The sequence below is a fragment of the Paenibacillus sp. P3E genome (genome assembly GCF_001909045.1).
GTDB lineage: Bacteria > Bacillota > Bacilli > Paenibacillales > Paenibacillaceae > Paenibacillus_AQ > Paenibacillus_AQ helianthi.
Window position 1 is genome coordinate 57,260 of the sequence record NZ_LVWH01000166.1, and the last position, 15,787, is coordinate 73,046.

The 15,787-nt window shown below is 50.8% G+C and carries 10 protein-coding genes; 8 read left to right on the forward strand and 2 right to left on the reverse strand.

What is annotated here, in order from left to right; all coding sequences use genetic code 11:
* The first annotated feature begins 33 nt into the window (after nt 1–33).
* From A3842_RS16000 to A3842_RS16015, 4 genes are all read left to right on the forward strand, one after another.
* Nucleotides 34–960 (forward strand): ABC transporter permease, encoded by a 927-nt coding sequence (locus A3842_RS16000; protein ID WP_074083942.1) that lies wholly within the window; start codon nt 34–36, stop codon nt 958–960.
* A 17-nt stretch (nt 961–977) separates the two neighbouring features.
* Entirely contained in the window at nt 978–1,901 is a 924-nt protein-coding gene (locus A3842_RS16005; RefSeq protein WP_083609612.1) for a carbohydrate ABC transporter permease, read from the forward strand.
* Between the two features lie 68 nt (nt 1,902–1,969).
* Complete coding sequence (locus A3842_RS16010) at nt 1,970–3,550, forward strand: ABC transporter substrate-binding protein (RefSeq protein WP_074083943.1); 1,581 nt, start codon at nt 1,970–1,972, stop codon at nt 3,548–3,550.
* 99 nt (nt 3,551–3,649) lie between these two features.
* Nucleotides 3,650–6,010, forward strand: a complete 2,361-nt coding sequence (locus A3842_RS16015) for a beta-galactosidase (protein ID WP_074102047.1) — start codon at nt 3,650–3,652, stop codon at nt 6,008–6,010.
* Between the two features lie 212 nt (nt 6,011–6,222).
* Here the strand turns inward: A3842_RS16015 and A3842_RS16020 are convergent, their stop codons facing one another.
* Together A3842_RS16020 and A3842_RS16025 are read right to left on the reverse strand one after the other, a co-directional pair.
* The gene (locus A3842_RS16020; protein WP_074083945.1) at nt 6,223–7,059 is read right to left on the reverse strand and encodes a carbohydrate ABC transporter permease; all 837 of its coding nucleotides are present in this window, start codon (nt 7,057–7,059) and stop codon (nt 6,223–6,225) included.
* Nucleotides 7,059–7,949, reverse strand: coding sequence for a carbohydrate ABC transporter permease (locus A3842_RS16025; protein WP_074083946.1), 891 nt, complete (start codon nt 7,947–7,949; stop codon nt 7,059–7,061). Before A3842_RS16025 ends, A3842_RS16020 begins: the two co-directional genes overlap by 1 nt.
* Before the next feature lie 226 nt (nt 7,950–8,175).
* Here A3842_RS16025 and A3842_RS16030 point away from each other — a divergent pair, with 226 nt between their 5' ends.
* From A3842_RS16030 to A3842_RS16045, 4 genes are all read left to right on the forward strand, one after another.
* Nucleotides 8,176–10,005 carry a sensor histidine kinase gene (locus A3842_RS16030; protein ID WP_256701720.1) on the forward strand — a complete coding sequence of 610 codons (1,830 nt, stop codon included), beginning with the start codon at nt 8,176–8,178 and terminating at the stop codon, nt 10,003–10,005.
* On the forward strand, nt 9,998–11,644 hold the full coding sequence (locus A3842_RS16035) for a response regulator transcription factor (RefSeq protein WP_074102048.1): 1,647 nt from the start codon (nt 9,998–10,000) through the stop codon (nt 11,642–11,644). The genes A3842_RS16030 and A3842_RS16035 overlap by 8 nt, the downstream gene beginning before the upstream one ends.
* A 124-nt stretch (nt 11,645–11,768) precedes the next feature.
* Nucleotides 11,769–13,100, forward strand: coding sequence for an ABC transporter substrate-binding protein (locus A3842_RS16040; protein ID WP_074102049.1), 1,332 nt, complete (start codon nt 11,769–11,771; stop codon nt 13,098–13,100).
* A gap of 367 nt (nt 13,101–13,467) precedes the next feature.
* Complete coding sequence (locus A3842_RS16045) at nt 13,468–15,564, forward strand: glycoside hydrolase family 36 protein (protein WP_074102050.1); 2,097 nt, start codon at nt 13,468–13,470, stop codon at nt 15,562–15,564.
* Nucleotides 15,565–15,787 lie beyond the last annotated feature (223 nt).

Here is a 15,787-nt window from a genome sequence, read left to right on the forward strand (position 1 = left end):
ATAGAGAAAAGTGACATGGAAAGGGGATTCGAGATGAAACAGAAACAACACGGATTCTGGGATGATGTCAAGAAGTACAAAGCTTTGCTACTCATGCTGACTCCTGCGGTATTGTTCTTCCTGTTATTCGCTTACGTGCCCATGGCGGGTATTGTACTGGCGTTTAAGCAATTTAACTACACGGGCGGTGTCTTCGGCAGCCCGTGGAACGGACTGGATAACTTTAAATTCTTCTTTGGCTCTGGTGACGCCTGGCGCGTAACCCGAAACACGGCGCTGTACAATATTGCATTTATCGTTGTGAACAACGTGCTTCAAATTTTTGCGGGCATCCTGCTGTTTGAGGTCGCCGGCAAATGGTTCCGGAAGATTACCCAAACGATGCTATTCCTGCCTTACTTCATTTCTTGGGTTGTGGTTGGAGCCATCGCATACAACCTGTTCAACTTCGATGTGGGTACCGTGAACGTATTGCTGAAGGGTCTCGGTATGCAGCCGGTGGACATTTACAATACTGCCTCTTATTGGCCGGTTATTCTCGTGGTTGTGTCTGCCTGGAAGACACTGGGGTATGGAACGATCATGTATCTGGCGGCGATCACAGGCATTGATACAGAAATGTACGAAGCAGCCGAAATTGATGGTGCGAATATTTTCCAGCGGATTATGAAGATTACGGTTCCGAACCTGATGCCTACAGTGATCATTCTGGTTCTGCTGGCTATCGGCAACATCTTCCGGGGTGACTTCGGGATGTTCTACAACATGGTCGGTAACAACGGGCTGCTGTTCTCGTCCACGGACGTTATTGATACCTTCGTCTTCCGGTCGCTCACAACCTCGAATGAGATTGGAATGTCCGCTGCGGCAGGCTTCTATCAATCCCTGCTCGGTTTTGTAACGATCATGCTGGCCAACTATGCTGTACGCAAATACGATAAAGACCGTGCCCTATTCTAAGAAAAGGAGGTAATGCCATGAGTACTACTGCAAAGATTCAAACCACAAAGGTGCGCAAGCGTGTTAATACGGACCGTCTGCTATTGTCGATTATCGGATATGTGTCACTTACCTTGCTTGCAATATTCTGTATCTTTCCCTTCATTCTGGTGGTGTCCTCCTCTCTTAGCGAGGAGAGTACGATTATCGAGAAAGGCTTCCAGCTAATCCCGACTGATTTTTCCACAGATGCCTACAGCCTGCTGTTTAAGTATCCGGCTGATATGCTCAGAGCTTACGGCGTAACGATCTCTGTAACCTTAATCGGCACCTTGTTCGGACTGTTCCTGACTTCAATGACAGCTTACGTGCTGTCGCGGAGAGATTTTAAATGGCGTGGACGCTTCTCATTTTTCTTCTTCTTCACCACATTGTTCAGCGGGGGTCTGGTGCCCTGGTATCTGATGATCGTCAACTACCTGCATCTGAAAGACACGCTGCTCGTACTGATTCTGCCCATGATGATGAATGTATTCTACATTATCGTAATGAAGTCGTTCATGAGCAGCATCCCGGATGCCATTACGGAATCTGCCAAAATTGACGGAGCGGGTGACTTCCGGATCTTCATGCAGCTGATAGTGCCTTTGTCCAAGCCTGCGCTGGCGACCATCGGCCTGTTCATCGCACTGGCCTACTGGAATGACTGGTATAATGCATTGCTCTTTATTTCCAAGTCCGAGCTTATGCCGCTGCAATATTATCTCTACAAAATGCTGGGTAACATGGATGGCATGCGTAAGGCCATGATGGCTTCGGGTGCGGTAGTAAATTCCGATCTGCCTACAGAAAGCTTGAAGATGGCCATGACGATTGTAGCTACAGGACCTATCCTGCTTGCTTATCCATTCATTCAAAAGTATTTTGTGCAAGGGCTCACTGTTGGTGCTGTCAAAGGATAATTCCGGGGCAACCCGGTTATCAATACAATATAAACCCAATACTAATTCATTAGGGGGCACTATCTGCCATGACAAACAAGAAAAAGAAACTTACAGTTACGCTGGCAACGATGATGACACTGGGTACAATCCTCAGTGCATGCGGAGGCGGCAACAACAACAATACAGCTGCGGAAGCCACAAACGCCGGAGCAAAAGCTACAGAAGGGGCAGCCACGAATTCCGGCGCTCCTGACACTTCCAAAGAGGTCAAGCTCAAAATGCTTCTGATCGGCGGCCAGCCTGGCGATTACGACAAGGTATTCGGAGAGCTCAACACCAAATTGAAAGAAAAAATCAATGCCACGGTTGAAACGGAATTCCTGGACTGGTCGGACTGGACCCAGAAGTACCCGTTGAAATTCGCAGCGAATGAGGATTTTGACCTCGTGTATACAGCGAACTGGGCCTTCTATAACGATCAGGCACTCAAAGGCGGGTTTCTGGAGCTGACGGATGATATGCTGTCCAAGTATATGCCAAAAACCTGGGAAGCGATGCCTAAAGTGAACTGGGAACAAGCGAAAGTGGACGGCAAGCTATACATGGTTCCGAACAATAATGTGGAAGTTACCGACAAAGTTGTCCTGTATCGTGAAGACCTGCGCAAGAAATACAATCTTCCGGCAATCAACAGTCCTGAAACCTATGCCAATTACTTGAAAACGATTGCTAAGAATGAAAAAGGCATGAATGCGTTCGGAGCAAAACCTGCCGATGGCTGGAAGTTCCATGAGTTGGATCAAATTCTGCTGGAGCAGAACAACAACTTCAACCTGGTGGATGCGAACCTGCTGCCACTGGCTTACAAGCTGGATGATGCAACCGGCAAAGTATTCGACATTTATGACACTCCAGAATTCACATCATTGCTGAAATACTATAAAGATCTGGCCGACAATGGCGCATGGTCCAAAAACGTAGTGAGTAACAAAAATGATGTATGGCAGGATGTCAAAGCAGAGAAGGTTTCCTCTTATGCCCACAACCTGGGTACTGTAGCAGCTAACCTTGCTGAAATGCGCCGTGACAAACCGGATGTGGAGCTGGCCATTGCCGACCTTACTCCAGATAAGAAGAAAATTGCTGCCATCGCAACCCAGAACGGGATGTCCATTCATGCGACCTCGAAGAACGCTGAACGTTCCCTGATGCTGATTGATCTGCTGCAGAATGACAAGGAAATCCACGATCTGACGATGTACGGTATTGCCGGAACCAACTATGTTCCTCAGGGCGATGACAAGTTCACTGCCGGCCCTGCGGCTGCGAATTACACAGGCTTCTCGAACTGGGGCTGGAATTCCCCGCTGAACCGTCAAGATGCGGCTTATCCGAAAGAAGCTGACGATATGTTCAACACTTGGCAGTCAAGCGTGTACCACTTCCCGCTGGAAACCTTTGTCTTCGACTCCGCAAAAGTGAAGAACGAAGTGGCGAATATCGGAAACGTAATGCTCCGCTACGCTATTCCATTGGAATATGGTTTGATTGATGATATCGATAAAGGCCGGGCTGACCTGATCAAGCAGTTGAAAGCCGCTGGTATTGACAAGGTTCAGACGGAAATGCAAGCCCAAATCGATGCTTTCCTGGCTGCAAAAAAATAATAGCTGAATAAGAGTGAAGCTTATGTAACGGCTTCCGGGCTGCTCCAAAGCATTTGCTTTGGGGCAGTCCTTATTTATATAGAAAAGGAGCTGCAAAATATGAGTTATACCATTCATGCGGGCATTGCCCCGAAAGACATTTATCCGGCGACTTTACGGCTGGGCGGAACCCATCCGCGGGGAGATCACATCAGCTTCACCAACTACTATATGGAACTGAACGGCAAGCCGTATTTTGCCATCTGCGGCGAATTCCATTATTCCCGTTACCCGGAAGACTGCTGGGAGACGGAGATCCGTAAGATGAAAAGTTCCGGAATCAATATTGTGGCTACCTACATCTTCTGGAATCATCATGAGGAAATCGAAGGGGTCTTCGAGTGGCAGGGCAACCGCAATGTGCGGAAATTCGTAGAGCTGTGCGCACAGAATGGAATATATGTCATCCTGCGCGTGGGTCCCTTCTGCCATGGGGAAGTCCGCAACGGCGGGCTGCCGGACTGGCTGTTCGGGCGTTCCTTCGATGTGCGTTCCAACGATGAAGGCTATCTGCATTATGTCCACAGGCTGTTCCATGAGATTGGAATACAGGCCGCAGGGCAGATGTTCAAAGATGGAGGGCCGGTGGTTGGCATTCAGCTGGAGAACGAATTCAATGCTGCTGCAGCTTTGTGGGAATTGACTGCGAAGCAAGGGGATGAATACCTGAGCGGCGGACTTGGCGGCGAAGCCGGCTCCGAGCATATGCGTCTGCTTAAGCAGTATGCAGAGGAGGCAGGAATGGTTGCGCCTTTCTATACCAGTACAGGCTGGGGCGCTGCGCCATTTTTGGAGGATGAGGTGCTACCGCTGTACGGCGGCTATGCCTATACGCCGTGGAGCATCAGCGAGCAGAATCCTGACCAGAATCCGACACCGGAGTATGTATTTGTGAATTATCATAATGAAGCTGCTGAGACGGGTGAATTCAATCCTCCCTATCCCAAGACTAAATATCCGTTTGCCTGCTGTGAAATGGGCGGAGGGATGCAGACCTGGTATCTGTCGCGGTTCCAGGTGGAGCCGGAAAGTGTGATGGCAATGAGCCTGATGAAGATTGGGGGCGGGTGCAATTTTGTCGGCTATTATATGTTCCATGGCGGTACGAATCCAATAGGGAAAACGGGCTACCTGAATGAGAGCACCACGCCAAGAATCACGTATGATTTCCAGGCACCGATCGGAGAGTTCGGGCAGATCCGGGATTCGGGCCATCTGCTGCGGCCATTGCATTATTTCCTGCACCGGTTCGGGGAACGGCTTGCGCCAATGGCCACCGTCCTGCCGGATGGTGCGGAGACCATTACTCCTGAAGACGCACATACGCTGCGGTATGCCGTCCGCACAGACGGCAAAGTCGGGTTCCTGTTCGTGAACAACTATCAGGATCATGTTGTGATGGACACCCATGAGGATGTCCGATTCGCCATTCTGCTGGCTGACGAATCCATTGAATTCCCAAGAAAAAGCTCGCTAACGGTCCGCAAAAACGCGTCGTTCATCTTTCCCTTCAACTTTGCACTGGACGGACTGAACCTGCGCTTTGCTACAGCCCAGCCAGTGACGCGGGTGGAGTCTGCGGAAGCGGCTACTTACTTTTTCTCGATGCCGGAGGGTGTGGACGGGGAGTTTCTGATTGATGCACATGCGGCCATTACCGGCATATCAGCAGACACGGGTACGGTCGAAAAAGGTGCGGAGAACGAGTACACGGTTCTTATTCCGCATGACCGCCCGGGAATGATCCGGATTACACAGGACGGAGCCCGGGAGATCCGGATATACGCCATGAATGCCAGAGAAGCCGCCATGCTGTGGGAGATGGAGGATGAAGGGCAGCAGCGGATTATTTTCTCGGAGGTTCCGCCTGTACAGACGCAGGACGGCATTGAATTCTTCAGCAGCGGCCAGAGCAGCTTCTCCTTCCGGGAATATGCTGGCGGTCCGGCGGCGCCTGCCCGGTGGACAACGGCGCACGCCGCCTGCTCGATTGCGCAGCATAGAGAGGAGTGGTTCCACAGCTTCGATCTGGAACTCCCGGCTAAGGAGATCCGGCTGGGTATCCACCGGATTCATGACCACAAAATCGCGCTTCAACTTGCTCCGGACCTCCTGGAGGGTGTGGAAGAGGTGCTGTTAAGCATCGATTACACCGGTAATGTCGGCTATGCCTTTGCGGCCGGCCAACTCTTCCACGATCATTTCTATAACGGCGCGCCATGGGAGATCGGCTTGTCCCGCTTCAGGGATACGCTGAGAAGCGGAGAGATCATCCTCGAGACTACACCGCTGCGTAAGGGAGTCACGACTGTGGCGGCAGATGCCGCGATGGCGGTCGAGAAGCAGTTTACCGGGGAAGCGACCGCTGTGTTCCACAGCATTACAGCTATTCCGGTGTACCGGGTGGCACTACGGAAATAGGCGGACGATATTCGGGGTCAAATTTCTGCTATGTAGTAGTAGGTCTACCCGATTCACCCCCATTCTAAGCCCGGAGGCATGAAATAAAGTCATCTGTGTCCGCTTCTCAACCACTCATCAAGCAAAAAAAGAACCACAAAAGCCCCGCCCAAGCAGATTTCTCTGTTGGGCGGGGCTTTTGTCTGAGCAGCAGCTTCCAGGTTGAATCCGAATCAGCCTTTCACGGCTCCGGCTACAACGCCTTTGACGATATACTTCTGCAGGAAGATGAACACGATGATGGAAGGCAGTACGGCCATTACCATCGCTGTCATCGCATACTGCCAGTCCGAGGTATATTGTCCAACGAAGGTGTAGGCAGCGAGCGTCAGGGTCTTTGTATCCGGTGAACCATTGACCATCAGGAGCGGGAGCAGGAAGTCATTCCAGATCCACATCACGTCAATGATGACGATGGTTGTCGTTACGGATTTCAGCAGCGGGAAGATGACACTGAAGAACAGCCGGAAGCTGGAGGCTCCGTCGATTGTGGCGCTCTCATCGATTTCCAGCGGAATTCCTTTTACAAAACCGTGATAGATGAACACAGCCAGCGGTGCGCCGAATCCCCAGTACAGCAGTCCCAGTCCCCAGGTGCTCTCGGAGAGGTTCAGGTTCTTGGCGGTTTGCAGCACGGTCAGCATGATGGACTGGAAAGGGATCAGCATCGGCATGATACATAGGAAGTAGATGATTCCGCTCAGTCTGGATTTGGTCCGTGCCAGCTTATAAGCGGCAATGGATGAGACGAATACGATGCCTAGCAGACCAAGGCCGGTAATCACGAAGTTATTCAGGAACAATCTCGGATAGTTGATAAACTTCCAGACATACGAGTAGTTGCTGAGCGTCAGATGCTTCGGAAGTGCGATTACGTCGGTCATGACCTCACTGAAGTTTTTTAACGAGTTGATAATGGTCAGGAACAGCGGATACAGGAACAGAAGAGAGAGGATAACCAGAACCACTTCGAGAATGATCCGGCCTGCTCTGTTGTTGTTTGTTTTCATTATGCCTCAACCTCTCTTCGTTTGAAGACTGTCAGCTGGATGATCGTAACGACCAGTACAGCCAAGAACAGGATAAGCGCTTTCGCTGTTCCGTATCCGTACAGATTATTCTGGAAGGTATCCCGGTAAATATCGTAAGCGATACTGTAGGTAGTTCCTCCGGGACCGCCGCCGGTCAGCGACAGAATCACATCGAACACCTTGATCGAGTTCGTCAGCGCCATAAATACCGAAATCGTTATGGATGGAGCGAGCAGCGGCAGTGTGATGCTGAAGAATCTTCTCATGGCGCCTGCACCGTCAACTGTGGCTGCTTCCTTAAGATCCTCAGGGACAGACTGCAGACCAGCGATATATATTACCAGGTAGAACCCGATGGACTGCCAGATTGAAACGCCCAGAATCGAGATAAATGCCAGCCCCGGCGTTCCCAGCCAGCTCAGTCCGAAGATCGACCAGCCTGTACTGTCACCCAGCGAGTTGAAGCCCTGCATGAAGATGAATTTCCAGATGAAGCCGACGATAACAAGGCTGAGAATGTAAGGGATGAAGAAGGCCGCTCTCAGCCATGAGGTGGACTTCAGCTTCATATCGAGCAGTACGGCCAGCAGTATCGCCAAGACATTGACGATTACGATATAGAGCACTGCATATTTGATCGTGAACCAGGCCGCATTGGAAAAGTTAGTATCGCCGGAGAAGATCATTTTGAAATTGTCCAGGCCGACGAATTTGGGATGTTTGGATATTCCGTTCCATTTCGTCATGGAATACCGGATGGTCATGACAAATGGAATGTAGAACGCAACAGCGATACAGATTAGAACGGGGAGTGTGAACAGCCCAAAGTCTAATTTCTCGCGCCATCTTCTGCCGAGTGTTTTTAACATGGAAGCACCTCTTCTTGATTTATAGGGTGGGAGTCTTGTACTGGCTTGCCACACATAACCATTCCGGTTAGTCTATATTGTGTATTATAGAGCAGACCCCTATACTCAAAAATGGATTTAAGAGTACAGTTAGGGGTAAAAAGGTGAACTGAACATTTCCCCGCAAAGTCCGTGCAAGAAGGAGGATGGCATCATCAAGAGAACCCTATATAAGCTGTTTGAGCCTTTGCTGGAGCGGATTTCCCGGCGTTTGGCGAACAAGCTGATCCTGCTGTTCACAATCATCATTATTCTGGTTGTGACCTCACTGACGTTCATTTCCTACGGTATGCTGCGCAAAGAATCGGTGAACAGCAGCATTTCCAGCACCCGTAACAACCTGCTTTTGGTGGGTCGTAATCTGGAGAGTTATCTGGACGGGATCAGCCAGCTGTCACTGCCGCAGATCTCCTATGATGAGTTCAACTACGCGATCCTGCATGAATCCGGGGACTATGCGTCCAAGATGTATGTAGAGGATTATTTGAAGAATCTATATTTTTCGCGCAATGATCTGGAAGCGATTTACCTGTACGTCATCAAGGAGCACAAATATTATTATGTGACCAAGGAGAACTATAATATTACCGTCCGGGTGGCACCGCATCCGCCGATCGAGAATCTGTCGTGGTACAAGCGTGCGCTGGCCAGCCCCTTCAACCGCTCGTACCAGTCCTTCGTGATGGATCGGTCGCCTGAGGAGAGTAGTGGCGATTACCCTATCAATACTGAGAAAAGCTTCATGGGCTATCACCGGCTGCTGCGTTCCATTGTGACCCGGGAGCCGCAGGCTGTGCTGTCCCTGTATTTCAATTCCAGTGTGACGGATGAGATTATGAAGGATATTCCCTTTAATGAGGGGGAGCATCTGATGTATGTCAGTCCCGACAATCAACCGTTTGTGGTAGATGACCGTGAATTTGTTCTCAAAAGTGAAAAAGCGGGGCTGCTGGAGAAGCTGACTCCGGCCCAAGGCGGACGTTTGACCTGGTCTGACAGCGGGCAGAAGTATCTGGTCATGTATGACATCAGCCAAAAGGAAGGCTGGAAGCTCATTAAGCCGATTCCCTACAAGCAGATCTATGAAGCGGCGACGACGACGCGTAAACTGAGCTATTCGATTGGTCTGCTCTTTTTGATGGTGTCCGTCATTCTCGTCAGCTTCACATCCAATAAGATCACCAGTCCCCTGAAGAACCTGTCGCTGCAGATGAAACGCTTCAGTACCGGGAGCTTTGATGCCGAAGCAACCGTGGAGGGCAGTGATGAGATCGCTTACCTGTCACGCCATTTCAACAAGATGGTGGAAAAAACTAATGAGCTGATCAATGAGCGTTATAAAATGAAAATTGTCGAGAAAAACGCTGTGCTCAAGGCACTGGAGGCGGAGATTAATCCGCATTTCCTCTATAATGCGCTGCAGGCCATTTCCACCAAGGCACTCAAAAACAATAATGATGATATTGTCGAGATGGTTGATAATCTGGCACTCACCCTGAGGTACTGCATCAGCGGCAGAGATGTGGTGCAGGCGCGGGAGGAGCTGAAGCATATTGAACGTTATCTGGCCCTGCAAAAAGCCCGCTTCGGCAGCCGCATGCAGGTGGAATACGCCTGGGATGACAGTCTTCTGGAGCTGAGAATTCCCAAGCTGTCGATTCAGACCCTGGTGGAGAACTGTATCAAGCATGCATTGGAGAAGGTATCCAGTACGGTTACTATCCGGATTGAAGCTCATATTACACCCGAATATAGCGTGATCTCTGTACTGGATGACGGACCGGGTATAACGGAAGAGCGGCTGCAGCAGGTAATTAGCACCTTACAGATTCAGTGGGATGACCGCGGCGGAGGCTCAGCAGAAGAAGGGGATGTGGAGAGCATCGGCCTTAAGAATCTGAATACCCGCCTGAAGCTTTTATACGGTGACGAAGCGGGGCTTACTATTGCCAGCAATGAGCACGGAACACAAATGGATATGCGGTTACCGCGGGGAGGGCTGGGACAACATGTATAAAGTTCTGATCATAGACGACGAAGAGCCGCTGCGCGAAGCGATCAATATTCTTGGCGATTGGAAGGGCCTGGGCGTTGACCAGGTGCTTGAGGCAACAGACGGAAAAATGGGGCTGGAAATGCTTCGCGGGTATAAGATTGATCTGGCCCTGGTGGATATGAAGATGCCGGAGCTGAACGGAAGCGAGCTGCTTAGAATCGCTGAAAGTGAATTCCCCGATCTGCTGCTGATTGTAATTAGCGGCTACAACGATTTTGAATACACCCGGCAGGCTATCCGCTCCAAGGTTGTGGATTATCTGCTGAAGCCGGTTAACCGTACGGATCTGAACAGTGCGCTGCGGAAGGCTGTCGATGTGCTCGAGGCCAAACGTAAGAAGGAGAGCGAGTTCATTAACCGTAATATCACACTGAATATGTCCCTTCCGAAGCTGAAGGAGAAGATGTATCTGTCGATCATTGAACGCAGCTTCAAGAACCAGTCCAATGAGGCATTTCTGCCGCTGATCGGCGCGGACAAGCCCGGCAATCATTTCGCTGTAGGCGTTCTTCGGATGCTCAATCTGGAGCAGGTGCGTCATCACCGGTTCCATGAGGACCGGGATTTGCTGCATTTTGCCGTAACTAATGTCATGAGCGAGAACAGTGACGGCCATTTTGAAGCCTTCAGCTTTGCCAGTCCCCGAAGCGAGCGGGAATTCATCGTCATTTTCACCTTGAAAGGCAGCTATGGGGAAGATGCGGCTTTTCTCTCGCTTCATCATATGAAGAAGGCGGTATCCACGCTGAAGGAACTGTTCGGGATGATTTGTGCGAGCGGGCTTGGACAGCCTTACAGTGATTGTCTGGACATTGCGCAGTCCTATGAGCTGGCTACGTCTGCGCTGGATGGGATTGATCTGCTGAGCCTGAAGAGCAGCGTAGTCTCGAATGTGGGATATACGAAACCAGCCGCCAAGGACAGCCCTTCCCTGACAGGGCGGATGCCGCTGATCCGAAGCAGCCTGGAGAGCGGAAATACGGGCCATGCGAAGAGCATCCTCAGCGATTTTACACGCAAATGGAAAACCTCGGAGAAGTTCAGCCTGGGCGAAGCGGACCGGACCGTTCAGGAATTTATTATTTTGCTGGGGGATATCGCCCAGGAGCTGAATGCGGTCCCGGAGCGTTTACTCAGTACAAAGCGCCAAGGGCTGCGGGGGCTTGGGATTGGCAGTGATTTTGCCACCTTTGGAGAGTTCGAGGCCGTGCTTAGCCGAATTCTGGATGTGTATGCCGGAGAAATCAGCAGATCGCTTGCCGGAGACCGGGGCAGTGTGCTGGAAAATATTAAAGCATACATTGATAACCATTATTTCGAGAATATTAAAATATCGATGTTCACGGATAAGTACTTCCTGAGCAGAGAATACTTAATGAAGCTGTTCAAGGGCCAATATGGATATGGCATTCATGAGTATGTGCAAAAGGTGAGAATGGACAAAGCCAAAGATCTGCTGTCGGACCCTGCTCTCAAAATCCAGGATATTTCGGAGAGGCTGGGGTATAAGGACAAGAACTATTTCAGCAAGGCGTTCCGGAATTACTATGAATGTTCACCTTCTGAATTTCGGCTGCTGCTCACAGAGGGAGAAAAGTGAAACGGTTACATCAGCACACTTTTTTACCCTCATAAGATCACTTATGTACATTCTTATCCTTTTTCTTTTTATTTAAAATAACACCAAGACCACAAGAAACATGAGGAAAAGGGGGCAACACATCATGAAGGTAAAAAGATTTATGGCGCTATCCGCGAGTCTGCTGCTCGCAGGAGGGCTGCTGGCCGGCTGTGGCGGGAATAATACCAATAATGCCGCTAACAACACAGGTGCAACCAATGCGCCAGCTAATACGGCTACAGATTCATCTAAGCCTGTCACGATTAATATGTTCACCGCATCTCCTGAATACACTGATGCTTTCAATGCTTACATTGCCGAATACAAAAAGGTAAAGCCGAACGTTACCATTAACCTGGAAATTATGCAGGCCGACTATAATACGGTCCTCAAATCGAAAATTGCCGCAGGCAGCACACCGGACGTCTTCCAGACTACAGCCGGCGGAGATATCGACACTTTTGCTGAATACAGTGCCGATCTGACCAATGAACCGTTGGCAGGCGCGATGACGGATGCGGTCCGCTCCAACATGACCTCCTCAGATGGTAAGGTACTTGGACTTCCGGTCAAAGGCAACCTGTTCGTACTGATGTACAACAAAAAGCTGCTTGCCGATGCAGGCATTACCGAAGTTCCAAAAACTACAGCCCAGCTGGATGATGCCATCACCAAGCTCGAAGCCAAAAAAATTACGCCTTTTGCCAATGCTTATAAAGAGTGGTGGGTCTGGAAACACATCTTCCAACACTTCGTGGATGCGGCCGCTACGGATGCCGGCATGGATGCCAAGACGCTGGTAGGCAAATTCATCGCCGGAGATACTACCTTCAAGGATCATCCTGTACTGTACAACAACTTCTTCAACTTCATTGACACCACGGTCAAACACGGAACGGACAAGCCGCTGGAACGCGATAGTAATGCAGAAGTCAGTGACTTCGCTCTTGGCAAAGCAGCGTTTATGACGGGTAAAGGCGCATGGGATGAAGAAGCCATCAAAAAGATTACCCCTGACTTTGATCTGGGCATCGCCGGATATCCGGTCAGTGACAAGCCAGAGCAAGCCCAGATCATTACCGGTGCTGACCAGGCGCTGCGCATTAACAAGGATTCTGCTGTAGCTAAGGATACCATTGAATTCTTCAACTGGCTGTATACCTCCGAGTACGGTAAAAATTGGTTCTCCACGGTGGCAAAAGTAATTCCGCCAATCAAGGATGCCCCAATGCCTGACCTGCAAATGCCTAAGGAAATGGTAGAAATCCTTAAAACCGAAAAATCCGGCGACTTGTCGGTTAACTACTCTCTGGATACCTTCCACCAGAAATTCGGCGAGCTGATGCAGGCATACATCGGCGGCAGCAAATCCAAGGATCAGGCCATCGATGAAATTCAAAAAGCCTGGATTCAATTCGGTTCGGCTGAACAATAAGATTTGAATCGCTTCCATCCCGGGACGGCTCTTGAAGGTAAGATTTCATTTACCGGATAAGCCGTCTTTTTTATGTAACACAGATTCAAAGACAGGTACTAAGTGAATTGCCGTAACTGCGGGGAATGTTTGGATTTCCGGCCGCTGTTGTCTACAGATTTCCTGATTATACCGCTGTTCGCGGTTGAAATCCGCAGACAAAGGCGGACGCTATCGCTCCTCCAATTCCAAACTTCCCCTCCGTTACTTCGCCACTTCTGCGGCACGCTAGAAATCAAGAGTTACGAATACAAAGGAAGACCTTATAATTATAGGAGACACAAAACAGGGTAGAGACAACCACATTTGTCAGGAGGCCAAATGATATATGGACAGCAAGCTCATTGAAATTGCCGAAAACGGACTTTATCTTACGATTGAAATTACGGAGCAGCAGGATGTCCGGCTGCTGCATTTTGGCGCAGCGCCCTTGCAGGATGGAGTGATTGCAGAGAAGAACAAACCGGGGTTCCGGCTGCTGGAATTACAGCTCTCAGGGGAGGACCGGGATGAGTATCACGGGCGCACGCACCGCGCTTCCTACCCGGGGCTGCGGATGGAATATGCAGGCCATAAGGATAGCGTAAATGCACTTGGCCGCAAGCTGGAGATCGGTCTGGTTGACCCGGTTACCAGAATTAGAGCTGAACAGCATATTCAGTTTTATACCGGCGTACAGACGGTCCGCTGCTGGACGGTGCTGAAGAACGAAGGCACGGAAATGGCCGCTGTTGAATATCTTTCGACTTTTGCGCTTACTGGAGTAGATAAGGAAGGGAGCGGAGACCGTAACGACAAAATAGAGGTCACCCTTGCCCACAGCGGATGGCAGAGTGAGCTGCAATGGCGGACCTACCGCCTGCCGGAGCTGGGCATGTCCCATCTGGCGGACCGTGGCTCCAGGCGTATCGCCGCCAGCAACACCGGCTCTTGGTCGGCAGCAGAACTGCTCCCCATGGCTGTCCTGCACAACAAGGAGAGCGGGACAAGCCTGTTCTGGCAGATTGAGCATAACGGCTCCTGGCACTGGGAGCTGACCGATCAAGTGGACCAGCTCACACTGCTGGTCAGCGGACCGACCGAGCATGACAACCACTGGTGGCTGAAGCTTGAGTCGGGCGAGGAATTCACCTCGGTTCCGGTAGCCGTCGGTGCAGTGCAGGGTGGCTTTCAGGGAGCAGCGGAGCAGCTTACCGCCTACCGGCGCATAATCCGCCGTCCGAATGAGGATAACGAGCTGCTGCGGGTTATTTTCAATGACTATATGAACTGTTTGTGGGGCAGTCCGACGACGGAGAAGCTGTTGCCCCTGATTGATGCCGCCGCCGATGTCGGCTGTGAATATTTCTGCATCGACGCCGGCTGGTATGCACCGGGAGAATGGTGGGATGGCGTCGGGCAGTGGGAGCCCTCCGCCGAGCGCTTCCCGGAGGGAATTAAATATGTGCTGGATTATATCCGCAGCAAAGGGATGATTCCCGGCCTCTGGCTGGAGCTCGAGGTGATGGGGATCAACAGTCCGAAGCTGGCTGAGACCGATGACAGCTGGTTCTTCATGCGCCATGGCAAACGGGTGAAGGACCGCAGCCGCTATCAGCTGGATTACCGGAGTCCTAAGGTTATTGCGCACGCTGACGGAGTCATCGCCAGATTGGTGGAGCAGTATGGTGTCGGCTATATCAAGATGGACTATAACATCAATGCAGGCATAGGGACGGAGACGGATGCTGACAGCTTCGGCGATGGACTGCTACAGCATAACCGGGCTTATCTAGCCTGGCTGGACAGCATTTTCACCCGTTACCCGGATCTGGTGATCGAGAACTGCTCCAGCGGCGGCATGCGAATGGACTATGCCATGCTCAGCCGGCACAGCATCCAGTCCACCAGCGATCAGGAGGACTATGTGCAGTACGCGGCCATTGCTGCAGGTTCACCGGCAGCACTCACGCCGGAGCAATCGGCCGTCTGGTCCTACCCGCTGCGTGAAGGTGATGATGAAGAAGTCATCTTCAACATGGTCAATGCACTGCTGCTCCGTGTGCACCAGAGCGGACATCTGGCGGAGCTTGAGCCCCGGCGCAGAGAACTGGTGAAGGAAGCCTTGGATTATTACAAGTCCATCCGTGCCTACATCCCGCAGGCGACGCCGTTCTGGCCGCTGGGCCTGCCTGACAGTGAAGGCGAATGGGTCAGCTTGGGGCTGCGCCATGGCGATACACGCTATCTCGCGGTCTGGCGGATTGCCGGAGAAGAAGCAGAGGTTAAGCTTCCGATTCCCGGGCTGCAGGGCCAGGCTGCAGAAGTACGCTGTGCTTATCCGAAGCAGCATCATTCGGAATGGAGCTGGGACAAGCTAGTTGGCGTGCTGACTGTCTCGATCCCGCAGGGCAAGACCGCCCGCCTATTCGAAATTCACGTCTGATACTCTGACATGAACTAATATTATGAAATCCAAATCAGCCCTCCATTAGCAGAGACCGTCTTTCTGCTGATGGAGGTTTTTTGTTTTGTAAACGCGTCTATTTAGTTTTATAAGCGGATATATTAATTTTGTAAAATAAAAAACTGTTTATTGCTATGAATTTTGGAAAAAATAGTGCTTAACCTAATATTTTGTCGAATTCGCTCTAAACTTTGTCGAATAT